Below are 20455 nucleotides of genomic sequence, written 5' to 3'. Positions count from 1 at the left end.
CCGTCGTCACCGCAGAGGTCTTCGTCCCGGTTGATATGGAGACGGCCTTCGCGATCCAGAAGTCCTGGCGGCTGTGCGGCGTACGACGAGCTGAGCGTGCCTCTGGCTAAGTGTGGCTGCAAGATGCGAAAAGGCGACATCCTCCCTGCGGGAAGATGTCGCCTTTTCAATGAGGCTTAGCGGCCTGCGTAGCCTCCGCGACCACCCTGGCCACCACTGCTCTGGCCGGCACGGCCCTGCGAGCTGCGACCCTGTCCGCCCTGGCGCTGTCCGCCCTGACCCACCGGGGCGCCACCCTGGCCCTGCGGGCGACGACGCCGCGATGCGGGAGCGCCGGCAGACGCGTTGCTACCCGGACGCTGCTGTCCCTGGCGCGGCTTCTTCGTCTGCTGCTGCTGTGCCTGCACTGGTGCGGGGCGCACGTGCGGAGCGTGCTCGCCGACGAGCTCGTCGACGATGTCGGCGTTAGCCGTTTCGAGCTCTGCAGTGATCTGCGCCTTGCGCAGGAGGTCCTTCACGTCGCGACGCTGCTCAGGAAGCACGACGGTCACGACGGTGCCGGAGGCGCCAGCACGTGCCGTGCGGCCGGAGCGGTGCAGGTACGCCTTGTGCTCCATCGGAGGATCGACGTGGACGACCAGGTCGATGTCGTCGACGTGCACGCCACGGGCGGCGACGTCAGTCGCGACGAGTACACGGACGCCGCCATCGGCGGGGTCTGCGGAGAATGCGCTGAGGTTGCGCTCGCGGGCGTTCTGCGACAGGTTTCCGTGCAGGTCGACGGCAGGGATGCCGCCAGCTGTGAGCTGCTTTGCGAGCTTCTTCGCCTGGTGCTTGGTGCGGGTGAAGAGCAGGCGACGGCCCATGCCCGATGCAAGCTCACGCACAAGAACCGTCTTGTGCTCAGTGGAAGTCGTCACCAGTACGCGGTGGATCATCTCACCGGTCGGCACGCTGGACTCATCGACCTCGTGGCTGACCGGGTTCGAGAGGAAGCGACGCGCGAGCGAATCGATGCCGCGGTCCAGCGTGGCGCTGAACAGCAGACGCTGGCCGCCTGCGGGGGTGGCAGTCAGGATGCGGGTGACACCGGGAAGGAAGCCCAGATCGGCCATGTGATCTGCCTCGTCGAGCACGGCGACCTCGACGGAATCCAGCGAGACGACCTTCTGCTTCATGAGGTCTTCGAGGCGACCGGGGCAGGCCACGACGATGTCGACGCCGCTGCGCAGCGCCTGCTCTTGCGGGCGCTGGCTGACACCGCCGAATACTGTGGCGACGCGCATGCCGACAGCCTCTGCGAGCGGAGCGATGACCGCGGCGATCTGTGTGGCGAGTTCGCGGGTCGGTGCGAGCACGAGGCCACGGGGGTGGCCGGGCCGGCTCTTGCGGCCGGAAGCAATCAGGCTCGCCACGAGAGGCAGCGAGAAGGCGATGGTCTTGCCGCTGCCGGTGCGGCCACGGCCAAGCAGGTCGCGCCCAGCGAGCGAGTCGGGAAGCGTGTCGCGCTGGATGGCGAACGCCTCGGTCTTGCCTTCAGCGGCAAGGACGGCGGCCAGGGGTGCGGGCACGCCGAGGTCAAGGAAAGTAGGCATAGAGAAACTCCGTGAGCGCACGTCAGTGCGCGAGACTAGTTGAATGGGCGACCGCGCACAGGAAGTGCGCAGAGGTTCGCCGTTCGAAACGCCAACTGGTGGAGGAGCTATTCAGCTCGCTTCGGTCTGTAAAGACCCCGTGACGACGACGTAGTTATCAGACATCAGTCTGGACAACTGTTCAACAGTAGCAGGGCAAACATGCCCGAAGCTGTATATGCCCCGCACGCGCGCGTCGCGTGTTCAGGCGTGCAACGCCTCGTTCAGTGTGACTCCCACACCCGCGCGCTGCTTGGCCTCGATGGCTCCGCTGACGGAGTTGCGCCAGAACAGCAGACCGTTGTGCCCTGAGAGCTCGGATGCCTTCACGATGCGCTTGCCGCCGTCAGCGGTGTTCGCGCTGTCTACCAGGACGACCTTTGATCCGGCGGTGATGTAGACGCCGGCCTCGAGGATGCAGTCGTCGCCGAGTGCAATGCCGAGTCCGGCGTTTGCGCCGAGCAGCGTGCGCTCACCAATCGAGACGCGCACGGTGCCGCCGCCGGAGAGCGTGCCCATGATTGATGCGCCACCACCGATGTCGCTGTTCGCACCGACCACAACCCCCTGTGAAATTCGCCCCTCAACCATGACAGCGCCCAGCGTGCCGGCATTGAAGTTCACGAAGCCCTCGTGCATCACTGTGGTGCCGGGGGAGAGATGGGCGCCGAGGCGCACGCGGGATGCATCGGCGATGCGTACGCCCTCGGGCTGCACGTAATCGGTCAGGCGCGGGAACTTGTCCAGCCCCTGCACCTGGATGCTGTGGCGGCGCATCTGCGGCTGCAAACGTGCGGCATCCGCGGGATGCATCGGACCGGCAGTGGTCCAGGCGACATTCGGCAGGCGGCCGAAGATGCCGTCGAGGTTCAGCTCGTTCGGGCGCACGAGCAAGTGAGAGAGCGCGTGCAGGCGCAGATACGCGTCAGCGGTGGAAGCCGGAGCCGCGTCGAGATCAATCTGCAGCTGCACCGTTTCGATGCGCACGTTGCGACGCTCGTCCGCACCGGTCTGGGCCTCGAGCTCGGTCAGGTCAACGGTCGGGATCTCGCCGGTGCCGATCTGCGGGAACCAGGCATCCAGAACGGTGCCGTCTGCGGCGATAGTGGTCAGGCCGATACCCCATACAGCGCGCGCGTTGCTCATATCTCAACGGTAGTGCCCCTTCGGCAGCCTCAGGGATCGGCGGGGGTGCAGGGATCGGTAGGGGTGCAGAGAGCGGGTGCAGGGCCACGCGCCGTAGGCTGGAGATATGTTGCTCGATCTCACCGCATCATCCGTTGCGCTCACCCGCGCGATCTGTGACATTCCGAGCGTCTCCGGCGATGAGGCGATCCTCGCTGATGCGATCGAGGCTGCGATCACACCGCTGTCGCACCTCGAGGTGATCCGGCACGGCAATACGATCGTCGCTCGCACCAACCTCGGCCGCGCGCAGCGCGTGGTGATCGCCGGTCACATCGACACCGTGCCGATCAACGACAACGTGCCCACGCGCAACGTCGATATCGATGGCGCGCCGCACCTGTGGGGGCGCGGCACTGTCGACATGAAGGGCGGTGTGGCCGTGCAGCTCAAGCTCGCCGCAGAGCTCACCGATCCCGTGGTCGACATCACCTGGATGTGGTACGACAACGAAGAGGTCGCAGCCTCCATGAACGGACTGAACCTCCTCTCGGCAGATCGGCCAGATCTGTTCGCAGCAGACTTCGCGATCCTGGGCGAGCCGTCCAACGGTCAGGTCGAAGGCGGCTGCAACGGCACGCTCCGTGCTGTTGTACGTACGCACGGCGTCAGAGCCCACAGCGCACGTGCCTGGATCGGAGAGAACGCCATCCACTCCGCCGCGCCGATCCTCGCCCGGCTTGCGCAGTATCGCGCCAAGGAAGTGCAGGTGGAGGGTCTCGCCTACCGAGAGAGCCTCAGTGCGGTGCGTATCAGCGGCGGCATCGCCGGAAACGTCATCCCCGACCTCTGCGAGGTTGAGGTGAACTACCGGTTCGCCCCCAGTAAGACCGCAGCGGATGCCGAGGCACACGTACGCGGTGTACTTGAGGGGTTCGAGGTGGAGATCACTGACTCCGCGGAGGGTGCACGTCCTGGCCTGGATGCGCCGATCGCACAGCAGTTCGTCGCCGCGGTGGGCGCGGAGCCACGGCCTAAGTACGGCTGGACTGACGTCGCGCGCTTCTCCGCTCTCGGCATCCCGGCGGTCAACTACGGACCGGGGGACCCGCACCTCGCCCACCACGACGAGGAGCGAGTACCGCTCGCGCAGATCGATGCGGTGGAGCAGGGCCTGCGAGCGTGGCTCACAGCGCGCTGATCGGCGCCGCGCGGCGCTGGGCGCGTATACCGATCGCCGCACGCATCGCGGTGGTCTACGTCGTGGGACGACTGATCACCACCGGGTTCCTTCAGCTCGCCGCGCACCTGTCCGGCCCGGGAACGCGCTTCGGCACTGATGCGAACATCGGCAGCTTCGTGCTGGGCTGGGACGCGCAGTGGTATTGGCTGGTGGCCTGGGGCGGTTACCCGTCGGCGTTGCCACTCACCGAATCCGGGCAGGTTGCAGAGAACGCCTGGGCGTTCATGCCGGTATATGCATACGCAGCCAAAGTGATCGGCATCCCGTTCGGGTCCTGGGGAGCGGGCGCACTCCTGATTTCGCTGGTGGCAGGCTTTTTCGCCTGCCTCATGCTCTATCGGCTGCTGCACCAGCGCATTGGCAGCAGCGCGGCGATGTGGGCCGTCACCTTCTTCGCATGGGGGCCGCTGGCAGCGCTCTTCCAGGTCGGCTACGCCGAGGTGCTGTTCGTGCTGCTCCTGTTGATAGCCCTTGATCTGGTGGCTCGGCGCCGCTTCGCGTGGGTGTACCCGGTGGTGCTTGTCATGGCGTTCACTCGCCCTGGCATCCTCGCCTTTGCGCTGTATCTGGGCCTCTACGGCATCCTGCGCTGGGTGCGCCGTCGGACAGACCCGCTGCCGGCGCGCGATGTCGTGCACATTGTTGCGCTCGGTGCCTTGGCGACGGTGACCGGTTTCGCCTGGCAGGTCGCCGCTGGCCTTGTGACGGGGGACTCTGGCGCGTACCTGGCGACCGAGCTGTCCTGGCGGCGCAACTGGGGCGTCGGATCCGAAGGATTCATGCCGTTCGACGGCTGGGTGCAGGCCGCGCAGTTCTGGTTCACTCAGTGGGGGCTGCCAGGGTGGTGGGGTCTCATCGCGCTGATACTGCTTGTGGTCGGAGCGGGCGGTGCGCTCCTTTTCGCTCCACCGGTGCGTCGTCTGGGTGTAGATCTGCGCCTGTGGAGCGCGAGCTATCTGCTGTATCTGCTGGCGGTGTTCTTCCCGCAGTCGAGCACATTCCGACTGCTGATGCCGCTCACACCGTTGTGGGGTGCTGTCGCTGTGCCGCGCTCACGCGTGTATCGGTACGGGATGCTCCTGGTGTGCCTGCTGGGGCAATGGCTCTGGATTTACCATGTGTACGCGCTCGGGAACACGTTCTGGCAGGTGCCTTGACGGACGTTCATGACGTATTTTTCCGGCGTGCGTGCCGAGTGGCGGAGCATACCGATAAACTTGATGAATACCACCGAGGGAAAAGGAGCCACGATGGCAGCGATGAAGCCGAGGACCGGAGACGGACCCATGGAGGCCGTGAAGGAAGGACGATTGATCATCGTCCGCGTTCCCCTCGAAGGCGGCGGCCGGTTGGTCGTCTCCGTGAACGATGCTGAAGCAAAGGAGCTCCACGACGTGCTGGCCGGCGTCGTGAGCTGATCTCCGAATAATGAAGAAGGGCGGTGGATCTTGCGATCCACCGCCCTTCTTCGTTTGGCCGTCAGTCCGCGTTGATGCTGACTAGCTGAAGCAGGCCTTCGCCGACCGTCGAGATCGCCGCGAGGACAGCGGGCGACTCCTGGGTCTCCTGCACGAGCGAGCGGTACGCGCTGGTGACGGCGTCGCGCTGCACTGGATCTGCGGCCTTGCCTCCGGCGAGCACACGGGGAACGAGGACGATGCCGCCGGTGCGGACAAGGCGCAGTCCGTGTTCGACGTACTCGATCACGTTCTCGGGGTCGGCATCGACGAGGACGATGTCGTACGACGCCTCGTTCATGCGCGGCAGGACATCGGACGCGCGACCAGTGATGAAGCGAGCCCGGGTGGAGGGAATCTTCGCCTCGCTGAAGCTGCGGCGAGCCGCGGCGAGATGTTCGGGTTCGTTGTCGATCGAGGTGAGTATGGCTTGAGGGGCTCCGCGCAGTAGCCACAGACCGGAGACGCCGGCGCCGGTGCCGATCTCGACGATCGAACGGGCATTGCTGGTCGCGGCGAGAACAGCAAGTTGCGCACCGACTGCGGCGCTGAGCGGCGCAGCGCCCAGCTCAATCGCGTGGGCCCGTGCGCGTGCGATGGCTGCGGGCTCGACAATGGCCTCGCGGATGTACCGTGCGTTCGCGTCATTTTCGCTCATGACCATCTCCTATAGCTGCTCGTTCCAGAGTATTCGCATGCCCTGTTCTTGTCAGGCAGGCGCGGCCGGTAGCCTGTGTCATATGGATTTCGGTCTGACCTTCGAGAAACTGCTGCTCATCGGCGTGGTTGCTGCGATCATCATCGGTCCCGAGCGACTTCCGAAGGCTGCCGAGAAGTTCGCCGGTTTCGTGCGAAAGGCGGGGGAGTACCTCCGAGACACGAAATCCCGGATGCGTGACGAGATCGGTCCGGAGATCGATGACGTCGACTGGCGCAAGCTTGATCCGCGTCAGTACGACCCACGTCGCATCATCCGTGACGCGCTGCTGGAAGACACACCGAAGCCTGCGGCAGCTGCGCCGGCAGCCGTTGCCACCGCACCGCTTGCCAGACCGCGTACCCCTCTGGTGCGGCCGGAGTTCACGCGTGAGTCTCCGCCGCCGTTCGACCTCGAGGCGACCTGAATCAGATTCGCGACTTGAGTTGCGCGACGTCCGCGTCGTTCAACAGTGCGCGGGGCACCGCCGTGATCACTGACTGGCCACGCAACTGCAGAATCACCGCGTGTTTGCCGACGCGAATCGCACGAAACGTCGAATAGGCCATATCCGAGACGCCGCGCTTCGAGATCATCTTGATCGTCTCGTCGCCAAGCTGTACGGCTGCCTTCGTGCCTGCGGGCATCGACGTGGTGATGGCACGCTTCACGGAAGCCTTGGTGAAGATGATCGACGCGACGATCAATGCCGCAATCGCGAACAGCGTCCAGCTCAGGTTCGCCGTTTGCTCATCATCGACGCCGCCGATTATCGACAACACGATGGCGTTGACGACGAACGCTGCGATCAGAGCAGCGTAGGCAATGATCGCCAGCGGACGAGTCAGAGTGTAGATCGTCGCATCCCAGGTCATCCCGCGAAGGAGCTCCTGGTCGACGAGCACAGAACGGGGCGCAGGTTCGCTGGTCACGTCAGAAGTCTTTCATGCTCCGTCTGGCGCGCCGGACGGAGCTGCTCTGGTCACCGTCATCGGCAGTGATCTGCCTGCCAAACGTCGCCCCTGGTGGGCGAGTGTCGCGGCCAGATCACGAATTGTGCGGGCGGCGACGTCATCGGGCTCGCTGAGGACGATGGGGATGCCGGTGTCGCCGCCCACGCGCAGGGCGGGGCTGAGCGGTATGGAAGCGAGCAGTGGCACCTCGTCGTCCGGCTGGGACAGGGCAGCGGCGACTTCGGCACCACCGCCGGTCCCGAACAGGTCGACTACTGTGCCATCCGGCAGGGTGAACGCTGCCATGTTCTCGATCACGCCGATGACCTTCTGCCCGGTCTGTCGTGCGACGAGTCCGCTGCGGATCGCGACATCGGATGCTGCGCTCTGCGGCGTCGTGACGACGAGCACCTCGGCGTGGGGGAGGATCTGCCCGATCGAGATCGCGATGTCGCCGGTTCCAGGAGGCATGTCGATGAGCAGTACATCGAGGTCGCCGAAGAACACGTCGGTGAGGAACTGCTGCACTGTGCGGTGCAGCATCGGTCCGCGCCACGCCACCACGGCCTCACCGTCGCGCAGGAACATTCCGATCGAGATGGTCTTCACCTCGTGCGCCACCGGTGGCAACATGAGGTCGTCAATACGGGTCGGTTGGGTGCCAGGCGGGATGCCGAGCAGGCCAGGGATCGAGAACCCGTGTACGTCGGCGTCGACGAGTCCCACAGCGAGTCCCTGTTCGGCCAGAGCGACAGCGAGATTTGCGGTGATGGTCGATTTGCCGACGCCGCCCTTGCCGCTGGAGACGAGGATGACGCGTGTGAGCGAGTCCGGCCCGAACGGCATCTGCCGCGCGGGGCGGCCGTCGCGGAGCTTCTCGGTGAGTGCCTTGCGCTCTGCCGGCGTCATGACGCCGAGGTCGATCGTGACATCCGAGATTCCGGGAACGGATGCCGCAGCACGGCGCACATCGCTCTCGATGCGGTCAGCGGCGGGGCATCCGACGATCGTCAGCGCGATGCCGACGCGGGCATGCTCCCCGTCGACGGCGATCTCGCGCACCATGTCGAGATCGCCGATTGGGCGTCGCAGCTCGGGATCCGATACCGCGCTGACTGCCTGCCGTACCCGGTCTGAGAGCGTCATGTGCGTGGGCGGCGCGGTCTGGTCGAGATCGGACCGGTCTCTGTGCCCGCTGTCTGTCCGCCGTCGCGTTCGTCGTCGAGCCCGGCCAGCATCGCCTTGAGCTCCGCGCGCAGCACGTCGCGCGTCACCGTCTGGGAGTTGCGTTCTTCCAATGCCATGCGCAGTGCGACGATTTCGCGAGCGAGATACTCGGTGTCGGCGAGATTGCGCTCGGCGCGCTGACGGTCCTGCTCCATCTGCACACGGTCGCGGTCGTCTTGACGGTTCTGCGCGAGCAGGATGAGGGGAGCAGCATACGAGGCCTGCAGGGAGAGCATCAGGGTAAGAGCGGTGAATCCAAGGGCGGCGTCGTCGAAGCGCACCGAGTGGGGCATCAGTGTGTTCCAGCCGAGCCATGCGACACAGAACAGCGTGAGGATCAGTAGGAACGCGGGCGTTCCCATCGCGCGGGCGACCCATTCAGTGAACCGGCCGAACCGGTCTCGGGACGAGGGACGCTGGCGGGTGGCGCTGCGCCCGAGTGGAGCATCCAGTGCGGAACGGTCAGGCTTTGCCATCGTTGCCCACCCCCTCGGTGGCAACAGCAGCATCGGAATCCTGCGTGCGCCAGTCATCCGGCAGTAGATAATCGAGCACGTCATCGATGCTCACCACGCCGACGAGCCGGCTGGCGGCATCGACGACGGGGAGTGAGACGAGGTCGTAGCTGGCGAGCAGACGAGCGGTCTCCGCGGCGGATGCCGTCACCGAGATGGGCTCCATCGTCTCGTCCACAATGGCACCCAGACGCTCGTGCGGCGGGTAACGCAGCATCCGCTGGAAGTGCACCACTCCGAGAAGGCGACCGGTCGGTGTTTCGAACGGAGGGAGTGTCACGAACACCGCAGCGGCAAGAGCCGGGTGTAGTTCATGGCGTCGGATCAACGCGAGCGCCTCGGCGACGGTGGCGTCTGCGGAGAGGATGATCGGCTCGGTCGTCATGAGACCGCCCGCGGTATCGGGCCCGTAGCTGAGCAGGGTCCGAACGTCTTCGGCTTCCTCAGGTTCCATGAGTTCGAGGAGCTGCTCGAGACGCTTCTTCGGTAGCTGCGCCAACAGGTCGGCCGCGTCGTCCGGCTCCATATGGTCGAGAATGTCGGCGGCGCGTTCATCGCCCAGACCGTCGAGGATATGCACCTGTTCGTCCTCTGGCATCTCCTCGAGGGCGTCGGCGAGACGGTCATCCGGAAGCTCTTCGGCGACCTCGATCATCCGCTTCTGCGGCAGGTCGAGCAGGGTCGTCGCCAGGTCTGCGGCGTGAAGTTCGGAGTAGGAAGCGACGAGCTGCTCCGCGGACTGGGATTCACCCGGTGCACGCTTTTCGGTGACCTCATTCCAGGCGGCGAAGGTCGTTGGACCCTTGGCAAACGGCGAGACGCTGGTCTTGGGCTTGCGCAGGAAAAGCTGGCTGACGTTCCACTCGCCGAGACGGTTTGGCTCGATAGCGACATCTTCGATCACGGCGCTTCCGGTGCCGTCGATGAGTTCGACTCGGCGTCCCAGCATTTCGGCGAGAACACGCACTTCACCCGGGCGAGGCTGGAAGCGACGCACGTTGATGAGGCCGGTGGTGAGGACCTGTCCCGACCGGATCGAGGTGACGCGTCCGATCGACATGAACACCTGGCGGCGGCCGGGGATTTCGATGACCAATCCGATCACGCGCGGGGACGCCGTACTTCGATAGACGATGACGACATCACGGACCTTGCCGAGCCGGTCGCCCACGGGATCAAAGACGGCGCATCCCGCTAGGCGTGCGACGAAAACCCGTTGTGTGCTCACGCTCCCAGAGTAGTCCGCGGCCCGCTGAACTCGGGCTGTGTGCATGCGCGCGTGGAACAATAGGATCATGAGCTTGCTGAATCGACCTGCCGCTGGTGCCGTTGTGGGCGAGACCGTCGCTTCGGTACGCGAGTACGAGGCCGCCCAGAAGACTGTTTCGAAGCTGATCGCGGGTGACGTGCCTGCGCGCGACATCGCGATCGTTGGTCAGGGTGTGCGCACGATTGAGCGCATCACGGGGCGACTCGGCTATGCGGCAGCCGCGCGTTCAGGCGCGGTGAACGGAGTGCTCATCGGGCTCCTGCTGTCGGCGATCCTGGTGATCGGAAATCCGGATGCTCCGATACAGCTGTTCGTCGGATTCGTCTTCATCGGCGTCGCGCTCGGCATGATCCTGAGCCTGGTGACGTACGCAATCGTGCGACGTCGTCGCGACTTCGCGAGCGTTACGCAGCTTGCCGCCGATCACTACGAGGTGACAGTGCTGCCGGCGTCGCTGGCGAAGGCGCGCGAAGTCGTCGGCGATCAGCGCACCGTTGTGGTGCGTCCGCCGGTCGATCTGACCGAGCCGCCGCGGTACGGTGAGCGCGTCGATCCCGGTGCGAAGCCTGCCGCGGACGCGAGCACGGACGCGAGCAGCGAGGCAGGTGCGGATTCCGCCGGCGGGCATGTGATTCCGCCGCGCCCAGCCGATCCGGCACCTCGTTTCGGCGAGCGAGCATCGGATGACTCGGCCTCGGATGATTCAACCGCGGATGCTTCAACAGCGGATGCGTCAACCGCGGATGCTGGGGCTTCGGATGAGTCGGGCGAACCAGTTGAGACGACCGCTGAGTCCGATTCTCCTGCGGAGGAGCCCGGCGACAAGGCGTGAGCATGCTCATCCCGGTTGAACTGCCGAATGCGGCGGTTTCCGTCTCGGGCGTGTGGAGTGCCGGGTCCGGTCGCGGCACCGTCGTCATCGCTCACGGCGCTGGAGCAGGGATGGAGCATCCCTTCCTCACCGGCTTTGCAGAGGCGCTGAACGCGTTGGGCTTCTCGACACTGCGCTTCAACTTCCCTTATCGCGAGCAGGGTCGGCGGATGCCGGGCCCCGCGACGCATGCGATTACGACGTGGCACGCAGTGGTGGCACACGCACATTCCCTGGCTCCGGAGAGCCCGCTGTGGGCTGCGGGAAAGTCCTACGGTGGCCGGATGGCCTCGATGGCCGTCGCCGGCGGGCTGGCGGTGGATGGGCTGATCTATCTCGGGTACCCGTTGCATGCTCCGGGGAAGCCGGAGAAGCCCCGTGCCGAGCATCTGCCCGCGATCGCGGCGCCGCAGCTGTTCATCGAGGGGACGAATGATCCGTTCATCCAGCCGCTCTCGCAGTTCGAAGAGGTCCTCGCGACCTGTCAGGACGCTCGTGTCGCGTGGATCGAGGGCGGCGGCCACTCATTCGAGGTGAAGGGCAACAAGCGTGCTCCTGAGGTTGTCGGCGCCTCGCTGGCACCGCTGGTGGCGGCGTTCGTGGCGTGACGAGTCAATCCTCCGTCAGGTTGATCACGGTACGCGGCGTGTCGGCTGCGTCGGTGTCGAAGTCGATCGTGCCGGAATAGCCCGTACCATCAACTTTTCCCTTCACTACGAAGGAGGCCAGATGGACCTGCTCGCCAAGGGGGTTGGCATGAATTTCATATCCGGCATCTTCCAGAAGTTTCTGATAGGTCGCCGAGGCTGACTGAGCGTCGCCGGGAAAACTGAGTGTCCCAGACATCGCGATGTCCTTGCCTATTTTCTCCTCCGCGAATGCGTCGAGCTCTGGCCAGTCTTCTGGCACGGGGAAAGGGAATGCGGCACTTGCCGGCCTCGCTCCTGCCGGAATGACGGTTGACGACGCATCGTCGTCCTCCGAGGTGTCGACCACAGGATCTGATTGCTCCTGCTCCTGCTCCTGCTCCTGCTCCTGCTCAACGATGGGGCTCGTTGCGTCAGCGTCGCCAGAAGTGGCGCTTGCGCAGGAGGACAGACTCATTATGCCCGCCAACAATAGTGTGGAGGCGATCGTAAGGCGTTTCATAATTTCCTCGTGGTTGATGAGTGGTAATGATCAGTTGCACACAAAGCGCAAAGTGCCTGTTCCGTGGTCAACGCCGGTGTTGCCCCATGTTTTCCCCGTAGCGACGAATTCGTTTCCCTTCTTTACGACCGTGAACGTGATGTCACCTCCAGTGGGGGCGCCCAGTGAGAGGAATTCATCCGACGACTGAAAAGGCCCGTCTGCGCCGAGATCGATGCGAAACTCGCCCAGCGGGTCACTGTCCATCCTCATGGCGCCTCCGTCGAGGAAGCTGGGAACGTCAGAGTCTATTTCCCCACCGAGACCGCGCAGTTCCACTTCCTCTTCGTTGTACATGACGCAGAGGTCCAACTGGAAGGTGAATTCTCGCCCCGCGATAAGAGCGGTCGCGTGACCGGCATACGTCTCGTCGGACACTTCCTCATCATCCGGAGATGCCGATTGCTCCGCAGGTTCCTCCCGGATCGTTGTCTCGGGCAGGTCCGCAGGCTGTGGCGCACCCGAACACGCGCTCAGGAGGAGGACAGCGAGCAAGGATCCGCCGAATCGTACGCCGCCAAGGTGGTGTCGAAATTTGTTCTCGGAAATCCTGGTCTGGTCAGTCATCGAAGATGGCTCCGTTTCCCCGCTCAGGCGTATTTCTTTGTTCTTCTGAAGCAATTTGGCTCCTCCGGTGCGTCACGAAGATTCACCCCTCTGCAATTGCGCGCGCGAATTGGGAAATATGTCCCATTCGAATTCTCATCCCCCTGGATGCGCCTGTATTCCACGCTGATTCGGCGACGTTGAAAGGATATGTTGAGCGCGTGAGCGGTTTCTTAATGCGAGCTTTAAGAATCGGCTACGGTGATGCTGTGCCGACTACGATTCGTTTGACGCTTCACTTTTCAGGGCAGAAAATAGTTGCTCAAGAAAAGACAGCCGCAAATCTGCTCGCGCAGATCAGCCCCGCAGAGCACGCAACGCGCGCACGACTGCACGCGATCCTTGCGGCTTCGCGCGTTCTCATCTCCCCTTTGGACGCTGCAGATTCGGCGTCCGAATCGGCTCGCGAGGCGGAGCACGCACGCGATGACGTATCCCGCGCCTGGTCGATGATCGCCGCATGCATCGTTGATGTGTCTCCTGGCACTTTGAACGCGCGCGTGACGATGTCCGGTGAGGCGATGCGGATTGCGCAGGCTGCGGATGAGCGTGAACTCGTGCCGACAGCATATTTTCTCCACCTCGGTGCGCTCGCGGAGGCCGGCGCGATCGAAGACCTTGATCTGGCACTCAGCCCCTCGGGTACGGTTCTCTCCGCTTTCCCATGGCTGGAGCAGGAGAGACACGTCGTGTGGTTTCGCTGCCTGCGCGCGACGATCGACGGTCAGCCGGAGCTCGCCGAGCAGCTTGCGGGGAAGGCGCTCAGAATCGCCGAGGAGCAGGAAGACCCCGACGCTCAGACCGTGTGGCTCGGGCAGCTCGCGATCATCCGCTGGATGCAGGGGCGTGTGGTCGAGCTTGAGCCCGCGTTTTTGCACGCGAGGAGGACTGCTCCGCATGAGCCAGTGTGGGCAGCCTCGCTGGCGTGGATGTGGCTGCAGCAGGGGCGCCGAAGCGCGGCGCGTGCACTTATTTCTACGATGGCACGGTTCGACCAGCTGCCGGTCGACAGGAACTGGTTGGCGACGTCCTGCCTCCTTGCAATCGTTGCGGCCGAACTGGATGAGATCGAGATTGCAAGAGCCGCTTATGACGCTCTTGTGCCGTATGAAGACCGCATAGTGACGATGGGACTCGGAATCACCACGTGGGGAACAGTGGCGAGGCCCCTGGCCCTGCTCGCCCGCACTATGGGCGACGACAACGCTGCAATTCGGCACTACCGAGCCGCAGCAGGGGTAGCTGCACGCGCGGGAGCGCATTCATGGCTCGCAGAAATTCAGATCGAACTCGCCGCGCTTCTCGCAACGCGCTCACACGACGTGGACGCGGAAGAGGCCATCGCGCTGGTCACCGATGCGATGGCGACCGGTCGCGCGCTGCGGTTGCGTGCAATTGAGGAATCGGCGGCAGTCCAACTTTCAGCGTTGAGTTCGCCGAGGCATTCCCGTATACAGGCGAGGCTTCCGTCCACTGAGGCGCCTTCGGCCCGGATTAGAGTTCTGGGCACTTTCGAGGTTGCGTCCGAGCAGGGGACGATCGCGCGCTGGCAGTCGCGTAAAGCCAGACAACTGTTGCAGATCCTTGTCGCAAAGCGAGGCGTGGCGATCAGCCGCGAAACGGTGATGCATCTTCTTTGGCCTGACGAGTCGTCGCAGCGATTGGCGAATCGTCTCTCTGTGGCAGCGACGACTGTCAGGCGTGCGTTTGATCCGGCCGGACTGCTCCCGAAGGATACGTATCTTGAAGCACGCGGGCCGCTCATGCGGCTGTGCGTCGATCGGCTCGATGTGGATGTCGAGAGATTTCTCACAGACGCGTATGCGGCGCTGTCGGACGTCGGAACAGAAGATGCGCACGCGCAAAAACTCGCGGACGCATTGGCCAGCTATCACGGCGAACCGCTTATCAACGAGCCCGAACAGCTATGGGCGCAGGAATTCCAACGCGAGGTGCACATCGCCTTCTTCTCGTTGTGTCACGCACTCGCGCACGCATCAGACGTGGCAGGTGACCAGCTCACCAGATTGGATTGCTATCGGAAGGTTTTGGCCGTCGATCCGTACGACCAACGTGCGCACGAAGGTCAGCTCGACGCGCTGACGAAGCTCGGCGCAACCACACAGCTCAGCGAAGCGAGGACGTCCTATTCCGAACGCATGAGTGAACTGGGAATACCTCTTGTGCCGAGGTGACGACGGGGTTTGTAGCATGGCCATATGCCTATCGCTCTCGTCACCGGCGCCGCTCGCGCCAATAGCATCGCCGCAGGCATCGTTCCGCGCCTGATCTCAGACGGATGGGACGTCGTCACGAGCGACCTCTCGGATGCCGATTTTCCCTGTGACCTCTCCACTCACGCGGGGCCGGACGAACTGTTCACCGCCGTGAGCCGCGACCGCGGGCAGATCAGCGCGCTCGTGCTCAGCCATGCGCACGATGTGAACTCCGGCATCCTCGATACAACTGCCGAGAGCTTCGATGCGCATGTGGCGATCAACGCGCGTGCGAGCCTGCTGCTCATCGCGGCGTTCGCTCGGCAGATCCCTACGGACGGCGGGGCGGTCGTGGCGTTGACCAGCGACCACACCACCGGCAACCTGCCCTATGGCGCGTCCAAAGGCGCGCTGGACCGTCTCGTGATCTCCGCGGCGCGTGAGCTCGGACCGCTCGGAATCTCAGCGAACGTGCTGAACCCCGGCCCGATCGACACCGGATGGATGGAGGAAGGATTCGCGGAAGAACTCGTGTCCGCGCATCCGCTTGGCCGTATTGGCACACCCGGCGATATCGCGGCCTTCGTCTCGTTCCTGCTGTCGGAGGAAGGCCGGTGGGTCTCTGGACAGCTTCTACACGCCGACGGCGGCTTCTCGGCGCGGTACTGAGCCTGGTCCACGCCGAGCGAGCAGCTCACGTCCGGATCAGCCGGCGAACGCCCGAACCTCGTCATCGTTCAGTAGCCGCTCGATCGTAGACAGTCCCAGCGCGCTCATCGCTGGATTCGAGTTCACGTAGTACCAACCGAGCCCCATGGCCTGTTGGAAAGCCCAGGCGGCGCCACGCAGCCATTCCACGTCGCTCACGCCGAGCCCCCGTCGCACGCGCTCGCGGCTATCTGCGTCGAACAGGTGCCACGCAGCGACCAGGTCCAACGCCGGATCGGCAGGCCCGAAGGCCCCACCGTCCAACACGCCGCTGAGTCGGCCGTTCGACACGAGCAGATTCGGCGGCGTGAGATCGCGGTGCGACATGACATCGGCCCCCAGCGACGGCAGTGCGTGAAGCGAGTTCCACAGTCGGGCAGCCGTCTTGACATCCAGCAGTCCTGCGCTTCGTGAGAAGCACCGCTCCAGCCATTCGTCATGATCACGGAGATCTCCACCGCGACCATTGCCGTCAAACGTACGACCGCCAACACTCACCGCCCGCAGCGCGGCGATCAAAGTCACGACATCATCAGCAAGCGCCTCAGAGCAGGCGAAGTCGGATGGGCTCGCCACATCACCTGACACCCACGTCTGCACCGACCACGCCGATGGGTACTCCGCCGACGTAGTACCGACACCGATGGGCTCCGGCGCCGCGAACGGGGAGGCGGCAGCGAACGCACCCAACTGCTGAGCTTCAGTCTCGAGCTCCGATGCGGATACAGCCTCAAGCGGCAACCGCGCGACGAAGCGCACCCCGACACGGAAGATCGCGTTCACTGTTCCCTGTGTCGCGACCCTCCGCACCGGCATCCCACGGTGTGCGGGAAACTGCTCGTCGATCAGCCGACCGACGAGACCTTCATCGACATCGAGTTGTCCGACGTGCACGGGTCAGCCCTGCTGAACCCGCGCGATCCACGCTTCAACCTCGTCGACTGTCCGCGGAATATCTGCTGACAGGTTCACGGGGCCGTCCTCGGTCATGAGAATGTCATCTTCGATGCGCACGCCGATGCCACGCAGTTCCTCAGGAACCGTGAGATCGTCGATCTGGAAGTACAGGCCCGGCTCGATCGTGAAGACCATGCCAGCCTCCAGCACGCCGTCGTAGTACATCTCACGACGCGCCTGCGCGCAGTCGTGCACATCGATGCCGAGGTGGTGCGAGGTGCCGTGCACCATGTAGCGACGGTGGTGGCCACCGGCATCGGCGTCGAGCGCCTCTTCGGCGGTGACCGGCAGCAGACCCCACTCTGCGACGCGCTTGGCGATCACAACCATTGCTGCCTCGTGCACCTCGCGGAACCGCACGCCCGGACGAGCCACGGCGAATGCCGCATCCGCAGCCTCAAGCACCGTCTCGTACACGCGCCGCTGCACGTCGGAGAAGGTGCCGTTCACAGGCAGAGTGCGTGTGATGTCGGCCGTGTACAGGCTGTCGGTCTCGACCCCGGCATCCACCAGGATCAGGTCACCGGGGACGACAGCGCCGTCATTGCGCGTCCAGTGCAGGTAGCAGGCGTGCGGGCCGGAGGCCGAGATCGTGTCGTATCCCTCGCCATTGCCGTCTTCGCGCGCGCGGCGGTGGAACACACCCTCCACGACGCGCTCGCCCCGTGCGTGACGGGCTGCATCGGGCAGCGCGTGAATGATGTCGTCGAAGCCGCGTGCAGTGATCTCGACGGCGAGGCGCATCTGGGCGATCTCGTACTCGTCCTTCACGAGGCGCAGCTCAGATACGAAGCGTGCGAGATCGGCATCCTCCAACGTCACGTCGTCGTCAGACGCGGTGAAAGCGTTGAGGTGATCGGTGGCGACGGCAAGATCGGCGGCGACGCCAGCCAGCGATGGCCGCGCGCCGATCCAGAATTCGCCGACCGTGGCATCCGCGTAAAACTCCGTCGTGGTGCGGTCAGCCCGCTCGCGGAAGTACAGGGTCACGGCGTGTCCGGCATCCGTCGGCTCGAACACGAGCACGGAATCCGGCTCGGTGTCGGCGGCCCATCCGGTCAGGTGCGCGAACGCCGAGTGGGCGCGGAACGGATAGTCCGTGTCATTGGAGCGCTGCTTGAGCGAGCCAGCCTCGATCACGAGGCGCTTGCCTGGGAACGTGGCAGACACTGCCACGCGCCGCGCTGCCGCGAACTCTGCCTGCGCACGCGCGCTCGGCATCGACTCAGGCCGGTCCGCCCAGCCGGTCGAGATCGTTTCCAGGAATCCGCGGGGGAAGGGCTGCTTGCGGTTCGTGACGGGGGCCTCGGCGATGGTTTCGCTCTCTCCGGTGTTCATACAACCAGTCTCTCACTCCGCCTTAGGCTGGGAAACATGACTAGTGACACGATGGCACCAGGATTCTCCCGGCCACTCACGATCGTGATCGACGTGGTGCTCGTCGCGGTGTTCTGCGTGATCGGCCGCCTTTCGCACGCCGAAGGAATCTTCAGTGACATTCCCGGCCTGCTGAACACGACGTGGCCCTTCATCGTCGCCGTCCTCGTCGCGCACGCCGTCGTACTCATGCGTCGTGCGCGTGCCGAGCGGATGTCTACGGGCGCAGCGATCTGGGCCATCACAGTCGTCGGTGGCCTGCTGTTGCGCGCAGTCAGTGGCCAGGGCACGGCTCTGCCGTTCATCATCGTGGCGACGCTGGTGCTCGCGCTGTTCCTGATCGGGTGGCGCGCGATCCTCGTGCTGGTGCGGCGAGTGCGGACGGCCTGAGGCTCAGCCCGCGGGATCCAGCTGTACAACGAGCGCGCGGTGATCGCTTCCCGACGCATCCAGCACGAGCGAGCCGGTCGGCTCCCAGTTCTGGCTCGCCATCACATGGTCGATCGGTGCACCCACCAGCTCTGGGAATGAGGCCGGCCACGTCGCGGTGAACCCGGTGCCGGTGCGCATGGCCGCGTCGCGGCAGTAGCCCATATCGCCGTCGTCGACGCCGAGCGTCGCCATATGATCGATCGTCGCGTTGAAATCACCGGCCAGAATGAAATCGCCTGCGGGGCACTGATCCGCAATCCACTCCAGATCGGACTGCCAATGCGCCATATCCTCGACGCGCGGAGCCACGGCGTGCACAGCCACGATCGTGGGTCCGGTGCCGTCTACCGGCATCACGACGGCACTGGGCACTGAGCTGGTGTTGCTGGAGCCGTCCTGCGAAGAAGCGATCACTGAGTAGTCGCCCAGCTCAGGGGAGATGAGGATCGTCGTCTCCCAGGCCTGCGGCCCGTTGGTGACGTCGCCGAATTGCACATGGTGCACCCACATCGGGCGCCCCTGTTCACGCAGCATGACCGCGATACGTTCGCCGACCGACTCCGCAGTCTCCGGCAAAGTGACCACGTCGACCTGCTGCGAAAGGATGGTGTCGGCAATCGTCTCGGCAGAGACCGCTTCCCCGGCAGTGTTCCAGGTGAGCACGCGCACGCTGTCCTCGGTCTTTTCCGGCAGCGTTCCGGTGCTGACACCGCGCAGCGCGCCGATCCCGCCGATCGCGACGGCGCCCAGCAGGGAGATGACCAGAATGGATGCCGCGAAACCTCGCAGCGGCCGAGCGAACAGCAGCAACAGCGAGAGCAGCGCGATCACGAGAAATCCGCCGAGCACGCCTCCACGGACAGCGACCAACTGCGCGATCGGAAAGGTCTGCTCGAGCTGGAAGAACTGCGGCCACACGACGATTGCTGTCGCAATCGCGAACAGCACCGTGATCAGGATCCCCAGCAGCCGAAACATCCCTGCCAGCCTACGGGCGCTCACTGTGAATCGCCTGCCGCGCCGGTATGCGCGCACCGCAGTATGGTCGAAGCATGACCGATGTGCAGCGCTTCTGCGGACCGAATGACCTGCACATGCATTCCAATCACTCAGACGGTACCGAGAGCCCAGGGCAGGTGGTGCGTCAGGCCCATGCCCACGGCGTCCGAACGCTCGCCCTCACCGACCATGACCGCACCACCGGATGGGCTGAAGCCACAGCGGCCGCGACGTCGCTCGGCATGACTTTTATACCTGGAATGGAGCTGTCGGCGAAGTATGAGTGGCGCAGCGTGCATGTGCTCGGGTACCTTTTCGACCCCGAGAACGCTGCGCTGCGCGCTGAGACCGATCGCATCCGCGACGATCGGCTCGGACGGGCCGAACGCATCGTTCGCAACATCGGGCGCGATTACGATCTCACCTGGGACGACGTCGTCGAGCAGACGACTCTGGATGCCACGGTCGGCCGCCCGCACATCGCTGATGCTCTCGTTGCCCGGGGTATCGTGCAGGACCGCTCGGCAGCGTTCGACGGCATCCTGCACCCGCGCGAGGGCTATTACGAGCCGCACTACGCGCCAGATCCACTGATCGCGGTCGGGCTCATCACGGATGCCGGGGGAGTCGCTGTCATCGCACACCCCGTCACCGCGGGACGCGATCGGATGATGCCGCTCAGCTTCATCGAGCGGCTCATCGCCGCTGGGCTCGGAGGGTTTGAGATCGACCATCGTGAGAACACGGTGCAGGGCAAGCGCATTCTGCATGACCTGGCGGCAAAGCACGACCTCATCGTGACCGGATCCAGCGACTATCACGGCTCCGGCAAGCCCAATCTGCCGGGGGAGAACACGACCAGCGATGAGATGGTCGCACGCCTGATCGCTCGGGCCACCGGGACCGCGCCGCGTTACCCCTGAGCGTTCCTGCTCAGGTACACGAAAGGACGGATGCCGAAGCATCCGTCCTTTCGAATC

General features: G+C 64.6%; 22 protein-coding genes. 10 read left to right on the top strand and 12 right to left on the bottom strand.

What is annotated here, in order from left to right; translation table 11 throughout:
* Positions 1-176 precede the first annotated feature (176 nt).
* Both ACSU04_RS05075 and dapD read right to left on the bottom strand, forming a co-directional pair.
* On the bottom strand, positions 177-1595 hold the full coding sequence (locus ACSU04_RS05075) for a DEAD/DEAH box helicase (RefSeq protein WP_439288633.1): 1419 nt from the start codon (positions 1593-1595) through the stop codon (positions 177-179).
* A gap of 243 nt (positions 1596-1838) precedes the next feature.
* The gene (dapD, locus tag ACSU04_RS05070; protein ID WP_439288632.1) at positions 1839-2780 is read right to left on the bottom strand and encodes a 2,3,4,5-tetrahydropyridine-2,6-dicarboxylate N-succinyltransferase; all 942 of its coding nucleotides are present in this window, start codon (positions 2778-2780) and stop codon (positions 1839-1841) included.
* A 106-nt stretch (positions 2781-2886) separates the two neighbouring features.
* Between dapD and dapE the strand changes: the two genes are divergently transcribed.
* The 3 genes from dapE (at position 2887) to ACSU04_RS05055 (ending at position 5420) form a co-directional block, all read left to right on the top strand.
* Positions 2887-3960, top strand: a complete 1074-nt coding sequence (gene dapE, locus ACSU04_RS05065; RefSeq protein ID WP_439288631.1) for a succinyl-diaminopimelate desuccinylase — start codon at positions 2887-2889, stop codon at positions 3958-3960.
* Positions 3942-5159 carry a hypothetical protein gene (locus tag ACSU04_RS05060; protein WP_439288630.1) on the top strand — a complete coding sequence of 406 codons (1218 nt, stop codon included), beginning with the start codon at positions 3942-3944 and terminating at the stop codon, positions 5157-5159. The genes dapE and ACSU04_RS05060 overlap by 19 nt, the downstream gene beginning before the upstream one ends.
* Positions 5160-5252: 93 nt before the next feature.
* Entirely contained in the window at positions 5253-5420 is a 168-nt protein-coding gene (locus tag ACSU04_RS05055; protein WP_084595462.1) for a DUF3117 domain-containing protein, read from the top strand.
* A gap of 61 nt (positions 5421-5481) precedes the next feature.
* Here the strand turns inward: ACSU04_RS05055 and ACSU04_RS05050 are convergent, their stop codons facing one another.
* Positions 5482-6117 carry an O-methyltransferase gene (locus ACSU04_RS05050; protein WP_439285808.1) on the bottom strand — a complete coding sequence of 212 codons (636 nt, stop codon included), beginning with the start codon at positions 6115-6117 and terminating at the stop codon, positions 5482-5484.
* A gap of 82 nt (positions 6118-6199) precedes the next feature.
* Here ACSU04_RS05050 and ACSU04_RS05045 point away from each other — a divergent pair, with 82 nt between their 5' ends.
* Positions 6200-6583 carry a Sec-independent protein translocase TatB gene (locus ACSU04_RS05045; protein WP_439288629.1) on the top strand — a complete coding sequence of 128 codons (384 nt, stop codon included), beginning with the start codon at positions 6200-6202 and terminating at the stop codon, positions 6581-6583.
* A 1-nt stretch (position 6584) separates the two neighbouring features.
* Here ACSU04_RS05045 and ACSU04_RS05040 read toward each other — a convergent pair whose 3' ends face one another.
* The 4 genes from ACSU04_RS05040 to ACSU04_RS05025 are packed head-to-tail and all read right to left on the bottom strand — an operon-like array spanning position 6585 to position 10079.
* On the bottom strand, positions 6585-7088 hold the full coding sequence (locus ACSU04_RS05040; protein WP_439288628.1) for a YcxB family protein: 504 nt from the start codon (positions 7086-7088) through the stop codon (positions 6585-6587).
* 12 nt (positions 7089-7100) lie between these two features.
* Entirely contained in the window at positions 7101-8255 is a 1155-nt protein-coding gene (locus ACSU04_RS05035; RefSeq protein WP_439285813.1) for an Mrp/NBP35 family ATP-binding protein, read from the bottom strand.
* Positions 8252-8812, bottom strand: coding sequence for a DUF1003 domain-containing protein (locus ACSU04_RS05030; RefSeq protein WP_439285815.1), 561 nt, complete (start codon positions 8810-8812; stop codon positions 8252-8254). The genes ACSU04_RS05035 and ACSU04_RS05030 overlap by 4 nt, the downstream gene beginning before the upstream one ends.
* The gene (locus tag ACSU04_RS05025; protein WP_439285816.1) at positions 8799-10079 is read right to left on the bottom strand and encodes a magnesium transporter MgtE N-terminal domain-containing protein; all 1281 of its coding nucleotides are present in this window, start codon (positions 10077-10079) and stop codon (positions 8799-8801) included. Before ACSU04_RS05025 ends, ACSU04_RS05030 begins: the two co-directional genes overlap by 14 nt.
* 67 nt (positions 10080-10146) lie before the next feature.
* Here ACSU04_RS05025 and ACSU04_RS05020 point away from each other — a divergent pair, with 67 nt between their 5' ends.
* Positions 10147-10953: a general stress protein gene (locus tag ACSU04_RS05020; protein WP_439288627.1), complete on the top strand. Its 807-nt coding sequence runs from the start codon at positions 10147-10149 to the stop codon at positions 10951-10953.
* Positions 10954-10955: 2 nt separating this feature from the next.
* Positions 10956-11600 (top strand): alpha/beta hydrolase family protein, encoded by a 645-nt coding sequence (locus tag ACSU04_RS05015; RefSeq protein WP_439289426.1) that lies wholly within the window; start codon positions 10956-10958, stop codon positions 11598-11600.
* 4 nt (positions 11601-11604) lie between these two features.
* On the opposite strand, the gene ACSU04_RS05010 is transcribed toward ACSU04_RS05015, so the two are convergent.
* Complete coding sequence (locus ACSU04_RS05010) at positions 11605-12096, bottom strand: hypothetical protein (RefSeq protein WP_439288626.1); 492 nt, start codon at positions 12094-12096, stop codon at positions 11605-11607.
* Between the two features lie 75 nt (positions 12097-12171).
* Entirely contained in the window at positions 12172-12747 is a 576-nt protein-coding gene (locus ACSU04_RS05005; protein WP_439288625.1) for a hypothetical protein, read from the bottom strand.
* A 200-nt stretch (positions 12748-12947) separates the two neighbouring features.
* Between ACSU04_RS05005 and ACSU04_RS05000 the strand changes: the two genes are divergently transcribed.
* Positions 12948-14981, top strand: coding sequence for an AfsR/SARP family transcriptional regulator (locus tag ACSU04_RS05000; protein ID WP_439288624.1), 2034 nt, complete (start codon positions 12948-12950; stop codon positions 14979-14981).
* Positions 14982-15005: 24 nt separating this feature from the next.
* On the top strand, positions 15006-15671 hold the full coding sequence (locus ACSU04_RS04995) for an SDR family oxidoreductase (RefSeq protein WP_439288623.1): 666 nt from the start codon (positions 15006-15008) through the stop codon (positions 15669-15671).
* Between the two features lie 36 nt (positions 15672-15707).
* Here ACSU04_RS04995 and ACSU04_RS04990 read toward each other — a convergent pair whose 3' ends face one another.
* Both ACSU04_RS04990 and ACSU04_RS04985 read right to left on the bottom strand, forming a co-directional pair.
* Complete coding sequence (locus ACSU04_RS04990) at positions 15708-16604, bottom strand: phosphotransferase (RefSeq protein ID WP_439288622.1); 897 nt, start codon at positions 16602-16604, stop codon at positions 15708-15710.
* A 3-nt stretch (positions 16605-16607) separates the two neighbouring features.
* Positions 16608-18005 (bottom strand): aminopeptidase P family protein, encoded by a 1398-nt coding sequence (locus tag ACSU04_RS04985; protein WP_439285831.1) that lies wholly within the window; start codon positions 18003-18005, stop codon positions 16608-16610.
* 36 nt (positions 18006-18041) lie between these two features.
* Between ACSU04_RS04985 and ACSU04_RS04980 the strand changes: the two genes are divergently transcribed.
* Positions 18042-18434: a DUF3054 domain-containing protein gene (locus tag ACSU04_RS04980; RefSeq protein WP_439285833.1), complete on the top strand. Its 393-nt coding sequence runs from the start codon at positions 18042-18044 to the stop codon at positions 18432-18434.
* Between the two features lie 3 nt (positions 18435-18437).
* Here ACSU04_RS04980 and ACSU04_RS04975 read toward each other — a convergent pair whose 3' ends face one another.
* Entirely contained in the window at positions 18438-19454 is a 1017-nt protein-coding gene (locus ACSU04_RS04975) for an endonuclease/exonuclease/phosphatase family protein (RefSeq protein WP_439288621.1), read from the bottom strand.
* Positions 19455-19528: 74 nt separating this feature from the next.
* Here ACSU04_RS04975 and ACSU04_RS04970 point away from each other — a divergent pair, with 74 nt between their 5' ends.
* Positions 19529-20398, top strand: a complete 870-nt coding sequence (locus tag ACSU04_RS04970; protein ID WP_439285837.1) for a PHP domain-containing protein — start codon at positions 19529-19531, stop codon at positions 20396-20398.
* The last annotated feature ends 57 nt before the right edge of the window (positions 20399-20455 follow it).

It is taken from the genome of Microbacterium sp. A84 (assembly GCF_051842815.1).
In the GTDB taxonomy this organism is placed as follows: domain Bacteria; phylum Actinomycetota; class Actinomycetes; order Actinomycetales; family Microbacteriaceae; genus Microbacterium.
The sequence above is the reverse complement of the archived record's forward strand: the minus strand, read 5'-3'. Positions and strand labels throughout refer to the sequence as shown.